The organism is Flavobacteriales bacterium (assembly GCA_016699575.1).
Lineage (GTDB): Bacteria > Bacteroidota > Bacteroidia > Flavobacteriales_F > PHOS-HE28 > PHOS-HE28.
The window spans coordinates 4,401,182-4,422,870 of the sequence record CP064979.1; the positions used below are offsets into that span (position 1 = coordinate 4,401,182).

The 21,689-nt window shown below is 60.8% G+C and carries 20 protein-coding genes; 9 read left to right on the plus strand and 11 right to left on the minus strand.

Going from position 1 to position 21,689, the window contains the following annotated elements:
• Nucleotides 1-44 precede the first annotated feature (44 nt).
• Together IPJ76_18645 and IPJ76_18650 are read left to right on the plus strand one after the other, a co-directional pair.
• On the plus strand, nt 45-1,022 hold the full coding sequence (locus IPJ76_18645; protein ID QQR86572.1) for a hypothetical protein: 978 nt from the start codon (nt 45-47) through the stop codon (nt 1,020-1,022).
• Between the two features lie 97 nt (nt 1,023-1,119).
• A complete protein-coding gene (locus IPJ76_18650) occupies nt 1,120-1,629 on the plus strand; it encodes a hypothetical protein (protein QQR86573.1) in 510 nt (169 codons plus the stop codon).
• Here the strand turns inward: IPJ76_18650 and IPJ76_18655 are convergent, their stop codons facing one another.
• Together IPJ76_18655 and IPJ76_18660 are read right to left on the minus strand one after the other, a co-directional pair.
• Nucleotides 1,630-2,562: a phosphoribosylaminoimidazolesuccinocarboxamide synthase gene (locus IPJ76_18655; protein QQR88511.1), complete on the minus strand. Its 933-nt coding sequence runs from the start codon at nt 2,560-2,562 to the stop codon at nt 1,630-1,632.
• Nucleotides 2,563-2,576: 14 nt separating this feature from the next.
• Nucleotides 2,577-3,488, minus strand: a complete 912-nt coding sequence (locus IPJ76_18660) for a PhoH family protein (protein QQR88510.1) — start codon at nt 3,486-3,488, stop codon at nt 2,577-2,579.
• Between the two features lie 278 nt (nt 3,489-3,766).
• On the opposite strand from IPJ76_18660, the gene IPJ76_18665 reads away from it, so the two are divergent.
• Entirely contained in the window at nt 3,767-5,914 is a 2,148-nt protein-coding gene (locus tag IPJ76_18665; GenBank protein QQR86574.1) for an elongation factor G, read from the plus strand.
• Nucleotides 5,915-5,974: 60 nt separating this feature from the next.
• On the opposite strand, the gene IPJ76_18670 is transcribed toward IPJ76_18665, so the two are convergent.
• The 5 genes from IPJ76_18670 to IPJ76_18690 form a co-directional block, all read right to left on the minus strand.
• On the minus strand, nt 5,975-6,556 hold the full coding sequence (locus IPJ76_18670) for a hypothetical protein (GenBank protein QQR86575.1): 582 nt from the start codon (nt 6,554-6,556) through the stop codon (nt 5,975-5,977).
• 47 nt (nt 6,557-6,603) lie between these two features.
• Complete coding sequence (locus tag IPJ76_18675; protein QQR86576.1) at nt 6,604-6,780, minus strand: hypothetical protein; 177 nt, start codon at nt 6,778-6,780, stop codon at nt 6,604-6,606.
• 93 nt (nt 6,781-6,873) lie between these two features.
• Entirely contained in the window at nt 6,874-7,824 is a 951-nt protein-coding gene (locus tag IPJ76_18680; GenBank protein QQR86577.1) for a CPBP family intramembrane metalloprotease, read from the minus strand.
• 62 nt (nt 7,825-7,886) lie between these two features.
• Nucleotides 7,887-10,448, minus strand: a complete 2,562-nt coding sequence (locus IPJ76_18685) for a hypothetical protein (protein QQR86578.1) — start codon at nt 10,446-10,448, stop codon at nt 7,887-7,889.
• 106 nt (nt 10,449-10,554) lie between these two features.
• Nucleotides 10,555-11,475 (minus strand): hypothetical protein, encoded by a 921-nt coding sequence (locus IPJ76_18690; protein QQR86579.1) that lies wholly within the window; start codon nt 11,473-11,475, stop codon nt 10,555-10,557.
• On the opposite strand from IPJ76_18690, the gene IPJ76_18695 reads away from it, so the two are divergent.
• Nucleotides 11,474-11,713, plus strand: coding sequence for a hypothetical protein (locus IPJ76_18695; protein QQR86580.1), 240 nt, complete (start codon nt 11,474-11,476; stop codon nt 11,711-11,713). The genes IPJ76_18690 and IPJ76_18695 overlap by 2 nt on opposite strands.
• 2 nt (nt 11,714-11,715) lie before the next feature.
• On the opposite strand, the gene IPJ76_18700 is transcribed toward IPJ76_18695, so the two are convergent.
• Nucleotides 11,716-13,176 carry a beta-lactamase family protein gene (locus IPJ76_18700; GenBank protein ID QQR86581.1) on the minus strand — a complete coding sequence of 487 codons (1,461 nt, stop codon included), beginning with the start codon at nt 13,174-13,176 and terminating at the stop codon, nt 11,716-11,718.
• A 138-nt stretch (nt 13,177-13,314) separates the two neighbouring features.
• On the opposite strand from IPJ76_18700, the gene IPJ76_18705 reads away from it, so the two are divergent.
• The 3 genes from IPJ76_18705 to IPJ76_18715 are packed head-to-tail and all read left to right on the plus strand — an operon-like array spanning nt 13,315 to nt 15,181.
• The gene (locus IPJ76_18705) at nt 13,315-14,313 is read left to right on the plus strand and encodes a T9SS type A sorting domain-containing protein (protein ID QQR86582.1); all 999 of its coding nucleotides are present in this window, start codon (nt 13,315-13,317) and stop codon (nt 14,311-14,313) included.
• The gene (locus IPJ76_18710) at nt 14,310-14,675 is read left to right on the plus strand and encodes a nuclear transport factor 2 family protein (GenBank protein ID QQR86583.1); all 366 of its coding nucleotides are present in this window, start codon (nt 14,310-14,312) and stop codon (nt 14,673-14,675) included. Before IPJ76_18705 ends, IPJ76_18710 begins: the two co-directional genes overlap by 4 nt.
• 5 nt (nt 14,676-14,680) lie before the next feature.
• Nucleotides 14,681-15,181 carry a GreA/GreB family elongation factor gene (locus IPJ76_18715; protein ID QQR86584.1) on the plus strand — a complete coding sequence of 167 codons (501 nt, stop codon included), beginning with the start codon at nt 14,681-14,683 and terminating at the stop codon, nt 15,179-15,181.
• On the opposite strand, the gene IPJ76_18720 is transcribed toward IPJ76_18715, so the two are convergent.
• A complete protein-coding gene (locus tag IPJ76_18720) occupies nt 15,178-15,729 on the minus strand; it encodes a pyridoxamine 5'-phosphate oxidase family protein (GenBank protein QQR86585.1) in 552 nt (183 codons plus the stop codon). The genes IPJ76_18715 and IPJ76_18720 overlap by 4 nt on opposite strands.
• Before the next feature lie 39 nt (nt 15,730-15,768).
• Between IPJ76_18720 and IPJ76_18725 the strand changes: the two genes are divergently transcribed.
• Nucleotides 15,769-16,320, plus strand: coding sequence for a GNAT family N-acetyltransferase (locus tag IPJ76_18725; GenBank protein ID QQR86586.1), 552 nt, complete (start codon nt 15,769-15,771; stop codon nt 16,318-16,320).
• Here IPJ76_18725 and IPJ76_18730 read toward each other — a convergent pair.
• Nucleotides 16,317-17,813, minus strand: coding sequence for a right-handed parallel beta-helix repeat-containing protein (locus tag IPJ76_18730; GenBank protein ID QQR86587.1), 1,497 nt, complete (start codon nt 17,811-17,813; stop codon nt 16,317-16,319). The two genes, IPJ76_18725 and IPJ76_18730, sit on opposite strands and share 4 nt — an antisense overlap.
• Before the next feature lie 502 nt (nt 17,814-18,315).
• Between IPJ76_18730 and IPJ76_18735 the strand changes: the two genes are divergently transcribed.
• The gene (locus IPJ76_18735) at nt 18,316-19,644 is read left to right on the plus strand and encodes a C1 family peptidase (GenBank protein ID QQR86588.1); all 1,329 of its coding nucleotides are present in this window, start codon (nt 18,316-18,318) and stop codon (nt 19,642-19,644) included.
• Here the strand turns inward: IPJ76_18735 and IPJ76_18740 are convergent, their stop codons facing one another.
• On the minus strand, nt 19,645-21,507 hold the full coding sequence (locus IPJ76_18740) for a hypothetical protein (GenBank protein QQR86589.1): 1,863 nt from the start codon (nt 21,505-21,507) through the stop codon (nt 19,645-19,647). It abuts the gene before it with no gap.
• Nucleotides 21,508-21,689: the final 182 nt, after the last annotated feature.

The window sequence follows — 21,689 nt, forward strand, 5'->3', positions numbered from 1 at the left end:
CCATGACCCGCACACTACTCACTGCAATCCTCTTATGCTCCTCCATGGCCCTGCTCGCTCAGCGGAACATCGAGGTCGGACTGTCGGGCGGAATGACCAACTACTACGGTGACCTGGGCAACTGGGACGGCCCGATCCAGTGGAACAGCACGCGACCGGGAATGGCGATCACCATCCGCGATTTCTTCAACAATCCCAAGCGGTACGTTACACGTGCGATCACCTTGGAAGGGCGCTTGAGCTGGCACCGCATCGGCTACGACGAAACCGAGGCCACCGGCGGCATGAGCGGAACGCAGTTGAAGAACTTCAACCGCGGGCTCAACTTCCGTACCGACCTCTTCGGCGCCAGCGCCCACTTGGTGCTCAACGCCTACCGCGAACCGTACCAGCCGTTGTTCCAGCAGCGCTTCTTCGCCTACTTCTACATCGGGGCGGGCATATACTACGGTCGTCCCAAGGCGGACCTGTTCCGTGGGGATATAGCCTTGGAAAACCAGTACCACTATTGGGACGACGGCACCTTGCGCGATCACGAACAGTATACACCCGGGTATTTGAACGCCAACGTGGTCGAGCGCGACGGGAAGTACGAAACCGATCTCTACAGTTGGCACACCGAAGGCGGCTGGGTCGATTCCGAAGGCAACCGCTTGAAGCGCAATTCACCGTGGCACTTCGGCATGCCCATGGGCGCCGGTCTGCGCTACATGGTGACCAAGCAGATGAGCGTGGGGGCCGAGTTCTCGTACATCTTCTTCATCAGCGACATGCTCGATGACGTGAGCGACCGATACAGCACGTACGAGGAGATCGGCGAGGCATTCCCGAACGACAGCACGCAGCAGTTCCTGGCCCGCTACATCAGCGATCCAAGCGGCTTTGGCAGCGATGGCACCACCGGTATCAGGACCAGCCAACGCGGCAATCCGGGCTTGGCGGACTACTACAGCTGGCTGATGCTTGAGGTGAGCTACAAGTTCAAGCGCCGCCCGGGCCGCCGCATCTTCGTGCACATCTGACCCTCCGTCTTCGGATCCCGGAACGGCCCTTGCGGGCCGTTCTTCATTTGCGCGCGGACTACTTTCGCCCGCGAACAACACCGCACCGCCAAGAACGATGAGCCTCGACCCGCTGTTCACGCAGCTTCTTTCCGACGACGACACCAAGGTGCTGGAGGCCATTGAAAAAGTGGACCAACGCGGTGATGCCATGGCCATCGTGCCAATGCTGCATGCCTTGGTGAAGGCCCGCGACCATGCAGTGCAGCAACGCATCACCACCATTCTGTTCGAGGTGAAGGCCAAAGGCGCGCGGGAACAACTCCTTGCCGCGCTCGACATCCCGGAACTGCATCCGGTGCGCAGTACTGTGCTCGCCAGTTTCTGGAACGCGGGCATGGACATGCGCGAGCACCTGCTCCAGCTGGCGGGTATTGCAGCGAAGGGTTCCGCCAGTGAGGCGCTCGAGTGCCTCACCATTGTGCAGGAGCAAAGCGCCTGGCCCGAGAAAGCCGCGCGCGCCGCGGCCAAAGACCTGCGGCTGGCGTCCACCAGCGAAAAGGACGAACTGAAAGCCTCGGTCCTTACGGATATCGCCGAGGAATTGGAGCGCAGGCTCGGTAAGTGATCAGCCCTTCAGGTAGCGCTCCACGTTCCGCTGGATGCGCGCGCTGATGTCGCTCGTATCGGCAGGTGCGAAGGCATTCCCGGTGATGAGGTCGTGCAGTTCGATGTAGCGTTCGGTCACGCTCTGAACAAATCCATCATCCATCACCGGCACCTGCTGGCCTTCCTTGCCCATGAAGTCATGAGCAATGAGCCACTGCCGAACGAACTCCTTGCTCAGTTGCCTCTGGGCCTCGCCCCTGTCCTGCCGCTCGTCGTAACCGTTCAAGTGGAAGTACCGTGAACTGTCCGGCGTGTGGATCTCGTCGATGAGCAGGATCTCCCCTGCGGCGTTCCTCCCGAACTCGTACTTGGTGTCAACGAGGATGAGGCCACGTTTCCTCGCGATCCCGCTACCACGCTTGAACAAGGCCAGCGCGTACTTCACCATGGTCTCCCATTCCGCCTTGGTGCACAGTCCGCGATCAAGGATCTCCTGCGGCGTGATGTCCTCGTCGTGGCCTTCATCGGCCTTGGTGCTGGGCGTGATGATGGGCTCGGGAAATGCATCGCTCTCACGCAGACCTTCGGGCATGGATGCGCCGCAAAGCACCCGATGGCCTGCTTGGTATTGGCGCCAGGCGTGCCCGCTCAAGTAACCGCGCACCACCATCTCGACCTTCACCGGGGTGCAGCCCTGGCCCACGATCACCTGCGGGTCGGGCATGGCCACGGCCCAGTTGGGGGCCACCTCGCGAGTGGCTTGCAGCATGCTCCAGCTCACTTGGCTCAGCACCTGTCCCTTGTGCGGGATGCCGCGCGGCAGGATCACATCGAAAGCGCTGATGCGGTCGCTGGCCACCATCACCAAGCGGCCATCGCGCAGTTTGTACACGTCCCGCACTTTGCCGCGGTACACGTTCTCCGCCTCGTCCAAGCGCAGGTCGCTGCGCATCAAAGTCCCATCGCTCATCGGTCGCGTTGTTCTTCGCGTTCGCGGAAGGCCATTACCACCTTCGTTACCAATTCGTGGCGGATGATGTCCTTTTCATCCATTTCCACCACCCCGATGCCTTCCACCTTCCGCAGCATGTCCACGGCCGGCACCAACCCACTGGGCTGGTTGCGCGGCAGGTCCACTTGGGTAACATCGCCAGTGATGACGAACTTGGCGTTGCGGCCCATGCGGGTAAGGAACATCTTCACTTGGGGCAGGGTGGCGTTCTGCGCCTCGTCCAGGATCACGAACGCATTGTCCAGCGTGCGTCCGCGCATGAAGGCCAAGGGGGCTATCTGTATGATGCCGTTCTCCATGTATTCGGCCAGCTTCTGGACGGGCACCATATCGCGCAGCGCATCATAGAGCGGCTGCAAGTACGGATCCAACTTGTCTTTGAGGTCGCCGGGCAGGAAACCGAGGTTCTCCCCTGCCTCCACAGCCGGCCGCGTGAGGATGATGCGGCGCACGCTCCGGTCCTTGAGCGCCTTCACGGCCAAGGCAACGGCGGTGTAGGTCTTACCACTACCGGCCGGGCCAATGGCAAAGACCATATCGTTGGTCTGGACGGTTTCCACCAGTCGCTGCTGCCCCGGCGTGCGTGCCTTGATGCGCAAACCTTGGTTGCCGTGAACGAGCGTACCCGGCTCGTCCGGTTCCGCACCACGGTCGCCGTTGCCCATGATGTCGTCCAGGACTTTCCGCGGCAGATCGTTGTAGCGCGCCACGTGCTTCACCAGTTCATCGAAGCGCTCGGCGAAGCGATCGATCTCCTCGGCATCGCCCTTCACCATGAGGGTTTCGCCCCTGGCTATGAGCACCAGCTTAGGAAAGATCCCCTTGATGATCCTCAGGTTGCTGTCGTTGGCGCCCAGCACGGCCATGGGATCGGCGCCTTCAATGGTGATGGTGCGTTCGCTCAATCGCTGCGGAATAGGCCGCCGAAAATACCCGTAGCAAGTATGGCCGGGCACGGGTTGGCGGTCGGCGTTTGCACGATCGGACCATCGTACTACCTTCAACCTGCTCTTTCGCCAGCTCCATGCCGGTGCGCCGGCAGGCCCAAGGGCTTCGTTCCTTTCTTCCAACCCTCCGCCACCGTTCCGCCTTGCTCCGGGAGCAGCGTGAGACGAAGCGACGACGGACCAACCTTTCGATCGTCATGAAAGCCTTCGATGCGAAACACATCAAGAACGTCGTGCTCCTGGGAGCCCACGGAAGCGGCAAGACCACGCTGGCCGAGACAATGCTCTTCGAGGCGGGTCTGATCACACGCCGCGGCCGGGTCGAAGACAAGAACACCGTTAGTGACTTCAACGCCATCGAACACGAACGCGGCAGCAGCGTGTACACCACCTGCCTGCATACCGAATGGCGCAATTACAAGATCAATATACTGGACACGCCGGGGCTTGACGACCTGGTGGGCGAGACCATTCCGGCCCTGCGTGTTGCCGACACCTGTGTGCTGCTGCTTGATGCGCACCACGGCGTAGAGGTCGGTACCGATCTGGTCTGGGAACACATGCAGCGGTACGACCGCCCTGTCATCATCGGCATCAACAAGCTCGATCACCCCAACGCCGACTTCGACACCACGTTGACGCAAGCGAAAGAGCACTTCGGCAATGCCGTTACGGTGATGCAGTACCCGTTGGAGCAGGGCGAAGGCTACCACCGTATGATCGACCTGCTGAAGATGACGATGTACGTCTTCAAGGATGCGGGAGGCAAACCCGAGAAGCAGCCGATCCCGGAAAGTGAAAAGGCCCGTGCCGAAGAACTGCACAAAGTGCTGGTGGAGAAGGCTGCCGAGAACGATGAAGCGCTGATGGAGCACTACTTCGAGCGCGGCGAACTGGACGAGGACGAGATGCGCCTTGGACTGAAGCAGGGCATGATGAAGCGCACCTGCTTCCCGGTCTTCTGCCTTAGCGCACTGCGCAACATGGGCAGCGGCCGGCTCATGGGCTTCATCGACAACGTGGCACCAAGCGCCGTGGAAATGCCGCCCGAGCCCTTGGCCAGCGATGGACGCGACCCCTCGGCCATTTGGCTCGAATGCAAGGCCGATGGGCCTGCCGTGCTGTTCACGTTCAAAACAGTGATGGAACCGAAGACGGGCCAGCTCTCGTTCTTCAAGGTGATGAGCGGAACGGTGAAGGAAGGCCAGGACCTGGTGAACGACAACACGGGCGGCACCGAACGCATCGGGCAGCTCTTCATCGTGGAAGGCAAGGATCGCAAGCACGTTGATGAACTTGCTGCCGGCGACATCGGCTGCACATTGAAGCTGAAGGACACGGCAACTGCGCACACACTGCACGCGCCCGGCAAGGCCATCAAGCTCCAACCCATTGCGTTCCCCGAGCCGCGCCTGCGCGTTACGATCAAAGCGCAGGACCAGAAACTCGAGGAGAAGCTGCACGCCGCGCTGCTGGAGATCCAGAAGGAAGATCCCACCATCACGCTCACGTACATGCGAGAGACCGGCCAGCAAGTGGTGGGCGGCCAGGGCGAGCTGCACCTGAACCTGTTGAAGTGGCGCCTCAGCCACCAATACAAGATCGAGGTGGAGTTCGGCAGCCCGCGCGTCAGCTACCGCGAAACGATCCGCAAGCCTGCTTCGGCCATGTACCGGCACAAGAAGCAGACCGGTGGCGCCGGCCAGTTCGGCGAAGTGCACCTGAAGATCGAACCGTGGTACGAAGGCATGCCCGAGCCCACCGGCGTTAGCGTGCGCGGCAAGGAAGAGCATGAGCTGCCCACGGGCGGCAAACTGGTGTTCTACAACTGCATCGTCGGCGGGGTCATCGACACGAAGTTCCTGCCCAGCATCCTCAAAGGCTGCATGGAGAAGATGGAACGTGGCCCGCTCACTGGCTCACCTGCGCGCGACGTGCGCGTGATGGTGCATGATGGCAAGATGCACGCGGTGGACAGCAACGACATCAGCTTCAAGATCGCCGGCATGATGGCCTTCAAGGAAGCGTTCGTGAACGCAGAGCCACAATTGATGGAACCCGTGCAGGAGATCGTGGTACGCGTGCCCGAAGACCTTATGGGCGATGTGATGACCGACCTGCAAGGGCGCCGCAGCGTAGTGATGGGCGTGGAAGGTCAGGGCCGGTTCCAGGTCATCACGGCCCACACGCCATTGGCCGAACTAGACCGCTACAGCACCACGCTCCGTAGCCTCACCCAAGGGCGCGGCACCTACACCGAGAAGTTCCTCGCCTTCCAGCAAGTGCCCAGCGATGTGCAGCACAAACTGATGGCCGGGCACAAGGAAGAGGAACTGGTGGTCTGACGGAAGAAAGGACGATCAACGGACCGACCGCAGCGATGGACCGGCTTACGGTCGGTCCGCTCATTTCCTGCAATACGCCTCCGACTCCGCCACTGTCTTCATCACCGCCAGGTCCACGTCGTTCAGGCTCTTGCGGGCGCCCCAGTTGAAGATGCGCTCGAAGAAGGCAAGTGCTTTGCGGCTCTTGATGCGATCGAGGAAGTACACCTCGTGTTCCTTCTCGCGGATGCCCATATCGTAGAGCGCTTGGTCGTGCATGGTGATGCCCAGTTCGTGGAAGTAGTGCATCAGCCGGAAGTACTCGCACACGTTGCCGCTCTCCAATCGCCCTGCGAAGTAGTACGGCATGAACCAACCGATGACGTAACACGCACCGGAAATGACCTTGCCCGTGACATGGAAGCGGAACTCGTACCACCGCGACACCGGAATGCCGTATTGCTGCATGATGAGCAACACTTCATGCCGGTGCCCCCACTCGTCATCCTCGATCTTCTTGATGGACACCTTCTCGTCAGCGCTCTTCACTGAACCGGCGTGGCCTTGGTAGGCGAAGGCCGCAGCCTTCTCGGCCGAGTAGGCCATCTGCAACAAGTCAACGAGTGCCTTGTGCGCACGAACCTTCGCTGCTTCATGGGACATGACGCAAGGATACCGCACAGCCCTTGCCCAGTAGGGCTGCTCACGGGTCAGTTCGGATCATCGGCCCCGTGGCCTCCGCTGCCGTGGTCGTCACCCACCGCGCTATTGTCCGGTTGTAAATCGTCGTCCTTGCTGCACCCCGAAAGGCCCAACAAAGCGATAAGGCTGAGGATGAACAGAGCAGCGCTCATGCGCGCGAGCAGGCGTTCCTTGGCGGTGGTCATGGCGTTAAGGTTATTGCACCACGAAAGTCAAGGGCACCGGTCGTTGGGCTCTTCAGCACGGTGACCAAACCGGTATCCAGGCCGACCAAGCCGTCAAACACCAGGTGACGCCTCGCGCGTAAGCAAAACCATCCTGTACCGCCGGTCGACTACGAGCACAAGCAGAGAAAGCAGCACGAGCGCCACGAAGCCTGCCAGCCCCACGACCGAACCCACCAGCACATGGCCTCCAGCGGCAAAGAGCGCAAAGGCTCCAGCGCTGCCGTTCAGAACCCCGTGCAGCACGCACGGCCCCCACACCGCTCCGACCCTCACGCGTGACCAGTCGAACAGGAATGCCGCGAGCACACAGAACACCACCATCATACCGATACCTGCAACCGGATACCCCGGATAGTTGTGGCCCATGGCGATGAGTGGCGCGTGCCATAGGCCCCAAACCACTCCCACGAATGCGATGCGCCGGGCAGTCGGCCACCCCGCCAGATGTTGGTGCAAATAACCACGCCAACCAAGCTCCTCTCCCAACATGGCAGGCAGGTTGAACGTGCACGCCGTGAGCACTGCCGAGAGCAGCATGATGACGAGAATGCCCCAGGCCGGCACCATTTCCACCAATGCCGCAGTTGCGCTATCCGCCTTGCCTCCCCCTAGTTGAGCCATGAGGGTTTCCAGGCTTGCCTCCAATCTTTCATTGGTGATGCTCACGTCGCCGAAGCCGGACAGGCCCATGATGTTCCCGCACACAAGCACAACAAGGAATACGGCCGGCACCACCAGCATTCCGACGATGGCGGTGGCCCCGAGCATTTTCCAGTTCATGCCCTTCAGGCGCAGACCCAAGCCGGCCCATGGCGCTTTGTCCAGGATCCTTTGCTGCACGATAGCGGCAACAGCCGGCATGAACATGCACGCAGCAGCCAAAGCCATGTAGGCCCAACCCGGTTCAGCACGCACACCAAGCAAAGCCCCAACCCCGGCGATGCTCCACGTTAGAGCAACTGCAATGGCAATGAAAGACAGAACACGGCGAGGAATGTTCATGCTGTACTGTTTGCGGACAATGTAGCCGCAACCAGGACAATGGGGCGGTCCCGACAGAGCCGTCAGCGCATCAACACTACGCTCTTCACCACGGCAACAGTTCCTAGCGAAGCCCGCACGCTGTATACACCGCTCGCGCCTTCCAGCAACAAGTCAGTGCGCGTTGAACTGATGGAGCCCTGCAATACCAAATGGCCTGCGATATCGAAGACCTGATAGGCCGACCCGACCGGTGGCGTGCGGTCCAAGTTCAGCACCAACGGTCCGCTCGTGGGGTTGGGGTGCGCTGAGAACGACAACGCAGGTCCGTCGCCCACGGTGGTGCTCAACCACACGTACGGATCGGAAGTGCTGGCGCAACCATCGCCATCGGTGATGGTGACCGTGTACGTGCCATTGGCGACGGCTATGTGAGCGCTGTCTGTGGCACCAGCAATGGGTTGGCCGTCCAGGTACCACTGGAAGTCGCCACTGCCCCCGATCATCAGCGTATCGAAGTCGGCCATGATGACAGGCACCGCAGGCGATGCGTTCTCAGCGAAAGCCACCGAAGCCGCCCCGGAAGAGCAGCCGTTGCCACTGGTCACTACCACAGCATAGGTGCCGGTTGAATCGGCGGTGAGCCATGTGCTATCAGCACCTGCGATGTCCACACCATCGAAAGACCATTGGTAGGTAGCTCCAGCGACCGGGTCAATGGACAGCAGCACCGTACCACTGTCGCACACGCTCAGAGGCCCACCTGCAGTAATGCCCGGCAAGGCAGGTACGCTGTCCACCGCCACCACGATGCTGTTGGACACGTCCGATGCGCAATTGTTCGCATTGCTGGCCACCACGGTGTACGTTCCAGCAGTGCCCACCATCAACGATGTGCTGTCCGCACCAGCAACGGCCTGACCGTCCTGATACCACTGCAAGGTGTTTCCCGGCGCCGCAGTCGCATCCAGTTGCACGCTTCCGCCATCACAGAACGTCGTGTCGCCTTGTGCGGTCACCACAGGAGCATCCACGTTCTCGACGATCAGCATCGCAGCGCTTGTCAAGAACGAGCAACCCGTGTTGCCGTTGGTTGCTTCGAAGGTGTAAGCACCTGCGAGCGTCGCATCAACGATGGTATCCGTGGCCCCGGCAATGGGTGCATTGTTCAAGTACCACTGGTACGTCAGAGCTCCTTGCCCCGACTGGTCGAGCGCGGTGAACGGGAAGGTGCTACCGGCGCAGATAGTGGCGCTCATGGTGTCAAGTGCGAACACCGGTGGATCGTTCACATCCACCTGGATAGCGTTCGACGTGGCCGTACCACAAGCATTGTCAACCACAACGGTGAAGTAGCCCGCACCGTTCACGACCAAGGTTGAACTTGTCGCTCCCGGGATATCGAAGCCACCGACCTGCCATTTGTAGGAAGGACCACCCACCGCGGTGAGCACCACGCTGTCGCCCGTGCAGATGAGCGTGCTGCCGCCCGCGCTGATACTGGCCGTGGTAGCACCACCGATCGTGATGTCGAAGCCGTTGTCGGTACCGATGAAGTCGGGGCTGGTGGAGATGACGCGGATGCGATAGCCACTGCCCAGCGGGGTGTTGGCCGGAATGGTTGCGCTCATCACACCGGAGCCCGTAGCGTTCGTGTCGCCGACATCCACGGGTGTGGTGAAATCGCCATTGGCATCGGAAAGCTGCGCAATGAAATGGTTCGCCTGGATGAGGAACCCACCAGCGTTGTAGGCACCTGTGGCTTCGTAAGGCACATTCACCGTGGCACCCGGGCAGATGGTGCTGGCAAGTGGCTGCACCACTTCAAGGGTGCGGGGCACATCGTAGTAGTAGATGGCGTTCACAACCTGGAAACCGAAGAGCTCCGTGGTGTTGATCTGCAGAACCGGCACGCGGAGGCCCTGCGCCAACCACTTGTACTCACGCACCACAGGACGATCCACCGAGAAACCCACGCCCAACGAATCCACGGCGATGCTATCGGTGATCTCCAGGGTCGTCTTCACGCGCAACACATCGAACGAGCCTGCGGGCGTGGTAATGGCTCCCCAGCCGTCCACTTCGTTGGTGCGGTCCTGGCTGAACCCGTAATAACCCAAGCCGGGAATGTCGAGGTTGTAGGAAGAGAAGTCCGCGGTGCTGTCTCCGAACTGCACGGGCAACTCATAGATCACGTCCTGGTCCTCCATGAGGATGGGCACCGGCAGCCCGGCGAGTTCCACTCCATAACCGACCTTCCTGTACACCGAACTACTGCGGTAGAGGAAGGTGTACGGGTCGCTGATGGGCAGGAACTGGTTGAAGGGAACGTCCACCCCGTGCTTGGCATGGTTGGCACGGTTCGGGTTGAAAAAGAGATCGGCGTAGGTGATGGCGTACACGAAATTGGTGGAGGCCACCGTGAGGTACTCAGCCGTATCCGCCGTGTTCACCGTGAGGTTGCTGAAGTCCCAGACATGCGCCGCACCGGTGGTCGCGTAATCGATGAAGGGATTGGTGAACGCCCGTGTGCGCAGCAGCTCATCATTGGCATGCGGCATTTCGTTCTGGCCGATGGTGATCTGCGCTTGGGCGGCGATAGTGAGCAGGAAGGATGCGAGCGAAAGGGTAAGGTTCCGGTGCATGGGCGTTGCGAATGTGGTTACAAGGTAGAACGTGCACTTCCCCGCGGCAAGCAACGGTGACCGGTCGTTGTGAACAGCTGTGATTTGATGCCGAAGGCCCTTGTCCTCAGAACCAGCGCATGGCCACACTGCCGCAAACGGCCTTCACCACCAGAAGACCGTCAACCACCACCAGATAGTACAGGATCGAGCGCCGCTTCCGGAGCGCGTAAATGACACCGGCCATGGCGACGAACGGGATGGTGTTCAGCACCAGCTTCATGGTGCTGAAGCCGTGTGTGGCCCCGTAGTACAGGAAAGTCATGAGACCAAGGGCAGCCATTGGCAGGGCGATGCGGAACAATGTGGTGCGCAGGCCGCGTTCCACGATGAAGGTGCGCAATGCGTTCCGATGATCATCAGCATGATCCTTGATGTCGAACAGCATGCCGATGAGCGCGCAGAACATCATGTTCTTGAAGAAGAGGCGGACGCTGATGCCCACATCGGGCACCACGGCTCCATCAAGCAGGCGCGCCATCAAGGCTGGGTAAACAGTAACCACCCCGGCCCACACGAACCCCAGGACGAACGGCTTCAACCAACCGATGCGGCGCAGACCCTTCGAACCCGTTCCGTAGTAGAGCAGCCCAACAAAGGGGAACAATACGAGAAGCGCCAATTGCTCCCACCTCACCGACGCGCGTGCGTGCCAAGCATCGCGCAGCACCAAACCGATGCAGACCACAAGCGCTGCCCAAAGCACGTGCTGCACCCAACGCCGTGTGCCCGCATGCCGCACATACCACTGCGTCCGCTCATCCTTGCCTTCGCTGGCAGGCAGGTGCCTGTACGCTAGATCGTAGAAGGCTGTGGCCCCCAGGTACAGTATGATGTGGAACAAAGGCCCGTTGAGCGGCACACGCTGCTGCAGGGCGGCCTCCACGCCCAAGGCCACCGCGCACACCCCGTAGAACCAATTGCCGAAGAAGAATGCTTCTGCGCACCGCCGGGCCATTCCCAGGGTTCCCTTGGCTCCCGCCTCCATGGCGCTGAAGGTATCGGCGCGACATGTCCGCAATGCTGTGCACGAGCGGCACCTTTCCCTGCGTTGCTACGTAGAACGCCCGTACGCCACCTCGGCGCCATCGGGGAGCAACATGACCCGCAGCGAACTCAACCTCCGCCTCGAACTGGAAAAGGCCCGCACCCTGCGCCGCTTCAAGCGCACGTTGGCGGCGGTGCTGGCGGTATGCGGCGGCCTCTTGCTGCTCTCGCTGTCCTGACCTCACAGCTTCTCAACACCCAGTCCGGCAATGCGTGCATCGCTGGGGCGCAGCTGCATCATCACACGGAAACGGCTGCCGTTCTTGTTGCTGGTGAGCAGCAGCACGTATTCCTCCGGACCGAGCTGCTCCACGCCAGCGATCGTGTTCGCGCCGATATCCGTGCGCATGCGCTTGAAGGCGCTGAGGTGCTGCTCCATCGGAATGTCGTTGACGAAGCCCGGCCCGAAGTGTTCGCCGAACCATGTTTTCAGGTCTTCATCGGTCCCGGTGGCGCCCACAACCGCGCTGTAAGCTTTCATACACTCGCCTATTGGGCCATCGGGCACACCCTCCAAGACCGTGCTTTTTCCGGGTAATTCGGGCTGGTGACCAGGGATGAGCAGCGTGCGGCCCACTTCCCACGCCAGGTCCTGCATGCCGCGCGGGCTGGCGTTGCTCATCAGCACGATGGTGACCCCTTCATCCGCGTACCAGAGCACATCGGCGAACTGCACGCCATTGCCTCCGTTGTGGGTGATGAGGCGGGTGCCCCGTTGGGTCTTGAAAAGCGCCCAACCATAACCGTAGAAAGAGCCGCCTCCCTCCGGAACGTGCTCCGCGAACATGGCATCCACGCTGGCCTTCGAAAGCACCTTGTTCCTGCGCAATGCATCCACCCACGCGGCCATCTCATGCGTTGTACTTAGCATGCCACCATTGCCGCGCAGGTGCCAGCCTGGTCCGCCGTTCACCGTTGGGTGATCGAGCATCGTGCCCCAGCGGGTGCCGTCCTTGCGGTAGCCGATGGCCAGTTCGTCCTTCGACCAGTCCGGCATGCGGTAGCCGGTGTGCATGAGCCCCGCAGGTTTCAGCAGTTCCTCTTGGAGGTAGCGCTCCAAGGCCATACCGCTCACGTGCTCCACGATGATGCCGAGCAAACTGTAGCCGACATTGGAGTAGTTGTAGCCCGTGCCCGGCGCGAACTCCAATGGTACCGACATGGCCAACTTGGTGAACGCGCCACCGTCCACGGGTTCATTGTCATCGCCGATCGCCCCGGGGAAACCGGCGCTGTGCGTGAGCAAGTGGTGCAGCGTGATGCCGCGCTTATCCGCGGGAACACCTGGCAGGTATTTGATCATGCTGTCCTGCACGTTTAACTTGCCCTGCTCCTGCAACTTCAGGATGCACGCCGCCGTGAACTGCTTGGTGATGGAACCGATGGCGTGCACCGTGGTCGGCGTGTTGAGCAGCTGCGCTTCGCGGTCGCGCAGGCCGTAGCCGGTGTCAATGAGCGCAACGCCGTCGCGGAGCACGAGCAACGAGCCGTTGAACCCGGCCGCCGTGGCTTCGTGCATCAACGTGTCGATGCGCTGGAGGACCGGGTCCCGGGCCGGGACGATCGTGGCGGTGGTTGTTGGCTCGCCGCAAGCAAAGAGCAAGGCAGCACAAAACAAGGAAAGCAGGGAACGGTGGTTCATTTGGTGGGAGCTGATGCGAGTGTCGGGCACTGCAGGGCGCCAAGACGTTAAGCTGTGCCAGCGAATGTGAAGGGGTGTTAGATCGGTGCTTGCTGCTTGCCCGGACAATGGGTAAGATCGCATCGAAGTACCAAGCCCATGAACCGACCCCTACTCCTCTCCTGTTCCGTTGCCGTCGCGGTTGCCTCGAGCGCACAGGACATCCTGTTGGTGAACGACAACGACTACATCACCTACAACACCGACACCATCATCAGCGACCTCACGGCTGCGGGGTTGTCGTTCGACGTGTGGAGCATACCTGACAGTGGCGGCGCCTATCCGACCAATGCGTTCATGGATGCGTACGACCACGTCATCTGGTATGCCAGTACCGATGGTGTTGGGCTGGGCTTTTGGGACAGTGGTGCCCAATCCGAACTGATCGATCGTGTTTTCACTGGCAAGCACCTGTGGGTGATCGGCCAGGACCTGCTGTACGCTCAGTACGGCAGCGCACCGGTCACGTTCGTCAACGGCGACTTTGCCTATGACTTCATGGGACTGACATCCTATGACGTGCAGAGCTACGCGGACGATGGCGCCCTTGGCTGCACAGCCGTGTACGTTGACGCTGGTGTGCAAGGTGCGTTCGACGACAGCCTCGCATGGATCTTCACCACGAACTGGTACATGGACGGGGTGAGCATGGCCCCGATGAGCACGCCCATCTACGCCATGGGCCCGGGGAGCTACGCACTGGACGGTGCGGTGAGCATGTTCCACTTTGCGCCATCCGGTTTCAGCATCATGAGCACCTTCTTCGATCCAGCGCTCATCAACACGTTCGAGGCGCGAGTGGCCTTCCTTTCACAGACCATCCAGTACATGGATGAAGGCATGGGCATTGCCGCGCACAGCGACATTGCTCCACTGCAGATCGGAAACAACCCCACGACCGACATCATCACCATCCGTACGGACATACCGTTCGAGCGCGTGCAAGCCCTCGATGCACAGGGGCGTATCGTCATGGACCTTGGCACTGCTCAAGCCATGCCATTCGAGGTTGACTTGTCGTCGTTGCAGGCGGGGACATACACGGTGCGCACCTTAGGCATTCATGGCGTTCGCACCGGTCGAGCGATCAAACTGTGAGCGGCGCGGACACCACACGCGCCATCGCCCAGCGCTGGTTCGCGGCCTTCAACGCGCACGACCTTGGAGCCCTGCTGGGGCTATACGCCGATGATGCGCAGCACTTCAGCCCGAAACTGAAGGTGCGCCGACCGGGAACCAACGGCTTGGTGACCGGTAAGGCGGCCCTGCGCGACTGGTGGCGCGATGCCTTCGAGCGATTGCCTTCGTTGCAGTGCGAAGTGCTGAAACTGACGGCCGATGACGAGCAAGTGTTCATGGAATACATCCGACATGTGGACGGTGAAGAAGACCTGCGCGTGGGCGAAGTGCTCGAAGTCCGTAATGGCATCATTGTAGGCAGCCGCGTTTACCACGGTTAGGCGCCATGAGCAGGGGTTTCGTCAAGGAGGACGACCAAGAGGAGGCGCCGTTCATTCCGCCGCGCGCCCCGCTGCCCGATGGCGCCATCAACTACGTGACGCCCCGCGGACTTCAATTGCTACAGGAAGAGAAGGAGGTACTGGAACGCTCTTATGCGCAAGTGCAGGGCAGCGACGTGGAACGCCGGCGCGAGCACGCCATCATTGATGGGAAGCTGGCACTGCTGAACGAACGCATCGGCAGCGCGCGACCAGTGGAACCGGTTGCTGCACCGGATGAAGTCCGCTTCGGGACCACGGTTGGCTTCACCTACATCAACGGTCCCCAGAAAGGCTCCAGCCGCAACTTCACCATTGTCGGTGTGGACGAAGCCAACGTGCAGGAACAACGCATCGCGTTCACGGCGCCCATTGCACGCGCGCTCACGGGCAAGCGCGTTGGCGATGTTGCGCAGTTCCAGTTGGGGGCCACCGCGCAGGAACTCCGGGTGGACAGCATCCGCTAAGCCTCTACAACCAGCCCTGTAGGCAGTCCATCAATGCTCACCTGGTTCTTTTCCGCGCGGTAAGCCCTCACGCCCTCCTTTCCTTTCCGGTCGGCCCAATCGCCGAGTTGCGTCCGGTGCTCGCGGAAGTCGAGCAACGGCACTCCGAAGCCGCAGGACGTCTGAACGGTATTGATGTCCGCGATGATGAGCTGCCGCTCACCGGACATGGGCGGTCCGAAGTGCGGGCGCAGCTCCGACCACTCAGGATGTGAAGGCTGCACGCTGCGGCCCGTGCAATAGAGGCGCAGGATGAGCGGTGGACCGTCGAAGGCGCACCACATCAGCGTAAGGCGGCCGTTCTCCTTGAGGTGCGCAGCTGTCTCATTGCCGCTGCCTGTGGCATCCAGGTAGCCCACAAGCGTTGGCGATAGCACGCGGAACGTGTCGAGGCCTTTCGGTGAAAGGTTCACGCGGCCATCGTGCGGGGCGGTGGCCGTGAAGAACATCTTCTGGTCGCGGATGAAGCCGCTGAGCCGCTCATCCAATGCATCGAGGAACGTGGCCATGGGACGAACCTAACGCCGTGCACCGCCATCTTCGTGCCCATGCTTACGCTCGACCTGTCCGACTTCCCCACCCTGCGCACCGAACGGCTGCTGCTCCGCGAACCTCGCATGCACGACGCGGCCGCCCTCTTCGCCATGCGCAGCGACGAACGCGTGATGCAGTACATCGGTCGGCGCCGGGCCACAACCTTGGCCGATGCGGAGGAACTCCTCGCGCGCATCGACAGTGAACGCCATGCGAACATGAGCATCTCGTGGGCCATCACCCTGAACGGGGATGATACCATGATCGGCACCATCGGGTACTACCGCATCAAGTTCGAGCATTTCCGCGGCGAGGTGGGCTACATGCTGCACGCGGACCATTGGCGCAAGGGCATTATGCGCGAGGCTGTGGAAGCCGTTGTCCAGTGCGGCTTCGAGCGATTGGGCTTCCATAGCATCGAAGCCGACACCGATCCGCTCAACATCGGCAGCAATGCGCTGCTGGCGTCGTGCGGGTTCACCCGTGAAGGGCTCTTCAAGGAGAGCTTCTTCTGGAACGGCTGCTTCCAGGACAGCGCCGTTTGGAGCAGGTTGGCACCGCGCTAGCGGCTGCACCACTTCACCACGCCCACGGTGGCATCTTCGGCATTCCTGAACACCGCGACCCCGGCGCCGGTGGACAGTGCTTCAACCCGCGCTGATCCGTTCAAGTTCCGACGTGCCATCAACCGGCCATCAGTGCTGAAGAACAACACCAGCGTCGCCTTTCGGTCATCGGGGAGCAGGAAATGCGTCCCATCGAAGCGGTAGTCTTCGCCTTGGGACAGCGCACCCGTGATCGCGGTGCCCAGATCGTTCTCGTAGCAACCGATGTCGAAGCCGGAACCCAGCGGCCGCGGCGTGCCCTCGATATCGGAATCCACCACAGCACTCACTGCCGCGGTCCCCGCATCCACCATTTGGGCAGCCGCGCTCAACGGGTGGAAGTCCGAACCTGGTATCGAGAAGAGGGAAGCCTGCGGTGAGGCCACCATGCTGTTGGCGTCGAATCCAAGGGCTTGCCAAGCGGCCAGGTCCAGGATAGTTGCATCGCCGTCGGGGCTCAGGCGGTCCGTCACCAGGTTGAAGTCGCTCACGAACCCAGCGAGCGCGCTGGCAGCAACAACAATGCTTCCCCTCCAAGCGTGCTGATTGATCAGGATATTGTTGAGCAGCTGGTTACCGGTGCAGTCGTCCGTGATGTTCACGCACCAACGCGCATCGCTGGCGTTGATGATGGTATTGTTGTACACCTTGTTGCCCGTGCTCGGTGCGCCGCCATCGATCTGATAGAGGCTGATGCCGCTGGCGTGGTTGTCGTAGAGCAGGTTGTTGAAGAAGACCGAGTTCACGACACCATCGCAATTGATGCCGCTTCCACCGGCCACACCGTTGCCGTGGATGGTATTGCCGTACACCTGTGCACTGCTGATGATGCCATCTCCCCCCAAGCTCACATCGCCGTTCATGTGGATGCCGTTGGCGTTGTTGTCGAAGCAGTGGTTGAAGCGGATGATGGGATCGTCGGCACTGTTGCTCACATAGATGCCATGTTCATCCTCGCTGCCGCTGCACGAGTTGTGTTCGACGGTCACGTGTTCGGCGAAACCCGTCAGGATGCCCCACTTGTAATTGCTGTTGCAGCTGTTGTAACGGATGGTGACATGATCGCTCAACACGGTACGGATCCCGGTTCGCGGCATGTCGTTCACAGTGAAGCCCTCGACGACCACCCAGTTGACGCCTTCCACGTTGATCCCGTCCAGGTTGTTGTAGGGGCAAGGGCTCGTGATGTTCACGCCGGGACCTGTTGCGAGGAACACGATGGGCGCACCAGCGGCGCCGCTGTTGTCCATGGCCGCGAAACCCTGATAGCTGCCGGGGTGCACGAGCACCGAATCACCGGCAACAGCTTCATCGGCGCCGTGTTGCAGAGTGGCCCATGCGGTTACCATCGACAGTCCGTTGCCGGCATCGTTGCCGGATATGGCAACGTGGAACGTGGCGGCCTCGAGGGTGCTTGCGAGCAAGGCGAGGGCGGCGGCGGCGAAGTGCTTCATGCGGAAAAGCTAGCGCTACTGGACGGCCTGTCGGCTGAAATAGTCGGCAGACGCTTATGGGGATCCGACGATGGAACATCCACGATGGACGGATCTCACTTGGCTACGATGACGTGATGGTTGCGCACCGATCATCCGTTGCACAACACCCTAGCGCTAAAGCATCCTTGGAACGAAGTGCTGACACTCACGCGCACCCACAACGCTGGAACAGGCTCTTCACCGGGCACGGTCGAAGCGCGCACATCAACCACCGCAACAGTGCTGATCGGTACGTCCGGATCAACCACAGCACATCAGTGGCACGTAAGGGCCGCAGTTGCATCAAGGGTGACTGGCTGGCCGTGGTACCGGGCGGCGATCACCGCGAACAGGACGACCTCTCCGCGAACCGTGATGAACGCCAGCCTCCGCCCGGCTTTGGATGGCCCGGCCTGAGGACACACCCGGATGGTCCGTTCCAACCTTGGCATGGGGCGCTTGCTTATTTTTACCTATCTGCATGCGGCACTGTTCACTCCTTGTCCTTCTTCTGACCAACCTTCCGGGAGCCCATTCCCAATCCGGTCTGAAACCCGCCAGTGTACCCTTGCCCTTGGCCGGTTTCGTGGAAACGGCCGGTGTGGAGCATGATTTCGTACTGCCATCGGACTGCCCGCTGCCGCGGCGGGTTGACATGAGCCCGTTTTTTCCCGTTGCGGGTGACCAGAAACACCAAGCCAGTTGCACCGCTTGGGCCTTGGGTTACGGTTTGGCGTCGTTCCGGCGGAATTGGGAAAGCAACATCAAGCCGGACAAGTCCGTGCCACCGAACGAAGCGGATATCTACAGTCCCGGGTTCCTCTTCAACATGGTGAAACAGTATGTGCAGCCGGATACCAGCGCGCGCGCATGCCTGAACGGTGTGGACCTGTGTTCAACATTTGCCGTGGCCTGCCAATACGGGAACTGCACATGGGCGGAATACCCTTATGACGCGCAAAATGGCGGGTGCAAGGACACCGTACCGATGCACCTCCTGATGCGCGCCAGGGAAAGGCGCCTTCCACGCCCTGTGATGATGTGGAGATCGGACCCTGGAGGGAGCAGGTTCCAGGCTCCCTTCGATGCTGTTCAATGGAAGTACCACCTGGCCAGGAAGGAACCCGTGGTGGTGAACATCGACATTGATTGTTCGTTCCTTTTCGGTGGTGACAGTGCTTGGCGGAACCAGGAGCCGTTCATCTGGAACGTGCTCAAAGCCAATGACCGCGACACATGCTACGGTGGCCATGTGATGGTCTGCACAGGATACGACGATCACGACAGCACGTTCACGTTCCTCAATTCCTTCGGGCACCGTTGGGGCGAGAACGGATATGTGAGGATCCCGTTCAGCACTCTGCGCACCATTACCCGGGTGTCGTACATCTTCAGCCAGCAGTGGTGGCAGGTGATCCCGGTGCCTGAGGGAAAGGACGCTCAGGACATGCCCGTGGTCGACAGTACGTTGAGCGGTCTCATCAAGCCAGGCCTGACCCATCGCTTCCATGACCTGGAAGTGCGCGTGGTAACGATATCTCCCGACAAGCGCAACATCGTGATCCAGTTCAGCGACAGTTCGAAGACGGTTCCGGTGTTCACCATGGAATTCCCGAGCGGGGTGAAACGGAGCTTCATCTACGAGGACAAGCTGTGGAGCCTCACGTACAACGAGCCTGGGACCATCCGCCGGATGCTGGGCAAGGCCGTGCCGTTCACCATCAAGGTGGACCACCATGCTGACGACGTGCTCGAAACCCAGGTCGAGAACCACTTGGCCAGGTGGCGTCGGTCGAACGGTCAGAAATGATCAGGTGGCGCGTTCTGCGAACCACATTTCCAGTTCGCCCTTGCCCTTGGCCGCCACCAGCCCTCGGGCAATGAACCTGAAGCGTCGATCGTCCTTCACACGCTCGTAGGTGCTCTGCGAGATGTTCACACGCCCGACTTCCCCGCTGCTCTCCATCCGGCTGGCGGTGTTCACGGCATCGCCCCATATGTCGTAGGCGAATTTCTTGACGCCCACAATACCGGCGATAACCGTTCCCGTGTGCAGGCCCAGTCGCATACTGAAGAAGGGTGCTCCCTCCGCGCTGCGCCGACGTCCGTACTCGACCATGAAATCCTGCATATCCAAGGCCGCACAGAGCACATCTCCTGGTGGACCATGGGCCGGGTCGGGCAATCCGCCCGCGGCCATATATGCATCGCCGATCGTTTTGATCTTCTCGATGTTGTACTGCTCCATGATGCGGTCGAACGCCTTGAAGCACAAGTTCAGTTCGTCGATGAGACCAGCCGGGCTCAGCTTCTCGCTCAGCTCCGTGAAACCCTTGAAATCAGTGAACAGGATGGTGGCGGTTTCGAATTCCCTTGCGTCGGCGTAGCCCTTCGCCTTCAGTTCATCGGCCACTTCCAATGGAAGGATGTTGAGCAAAAGCCCTTCGCTGATGTCCTTCTCCTTCTGGATGGCGGCTCGGCTGCGCCGCGTGAACCGGAGCCTGTACCACAATCCCACGGCCAGTCCCAGGACGACCACGGCACTGAAGAGATAAACGTTGCGCATGCGCCGGACTTTCTCAGCACGCAGATCAGCATCGAGCTTCTGCACCTGCAACTCCTTGATCTCATTCGCCTTCTTCTCGCTTTCGTACTTCTCCTGCACCTCGGCGAGTGAACGCACCTTCTCCAGGTTGAGCAGACTATCGTTCAGGACAAGGTGCCGGTACAAGCGCTCGTTGGCCAACGCATGCTCGCCCAGTTCGGTGAACGACCGGCTCACCTGCAGTTCCATGAAAGCCTCTTCACGCAGATCGCCGGTACTGCGGCTGAGCACCAGTGCCGAGTCGAAGAGAGCGATCGCAGAACGGTGCTGCCCGCGCGATCTTTGGTTGTCCGCCAGGTTCATCAGCTGCTTCACGACACGCGACTTGTTGCCCTTCGACCGTGCAGCCTCCAACGCAATGTTGAAGTAGTGGTCCGAACTGTCCAGTTCGTCCACCATGGCTTTGAGCACACCGATGTTGGACAATGCGTCATCAACATCCCTGTCATTGCCTTCCTCCCGCGCGAGCGCGAGCACCTCCTTGAAGCCGTTCATGGCCCCTTGGAGGTCCCCTCCGGATGCCTTGGCGATCGCACGGTTGGTCAGTAGCGCGCTCCGCAGCGGGCTCACCGGCCAAGCTGGGTTCCAATGGCGCAGCGCATAAGTGCACAGGGAATCAGCATCGGCGTTCTCGGACAGGCTCAGCTTCATGTTGCTGAACCCGAGATAGGTTCGCATAAGGATCATACTGTCGCAGCCTTGATGGAATAACCGGAGCGCAGCCTGAGCGGCCACCATGGCTGAATCGTATGCACCCAGCTGATCGAAACTGGTGCACCTGAAGGCTTGTGCATGGGACAGGCCGCAGGAATCCTCGGCCTTCGCATAAACGGCCATCAATTCCTCGGTAAGGCCCAGGGTCGGTCGCGGCGCCCGTTCGGCCATCTCTACCAGTGCATGCAACGCGCTATCGGCCCATTGCAACGAACCAGCCGCTGCCCCCGATCGCTGCCCGCTGGCCACGAACGGCTCGAACAACGACACCCAACCCACGACCGATCCGGCCATGACGCGCGCGCACCACAGCGCAGAGCGAACGCGAACGCGGCCCATCGGGGCGATCCGCATTCCCCAGTAGGATCGTCGAGCGGAAGGAGAAGGGTGATCTGCTCTGTCCACGCTCACCCGTTTTGGTTCCCGATGCTTGGCTACGGTGCGTAAGAACTGCACCGAAATGAGGACCAATATGGTGAACACCATCGGACAGGTCCTGCTGAGCAGGGGAATTGGGCATCATTCGGCCCGCAAGC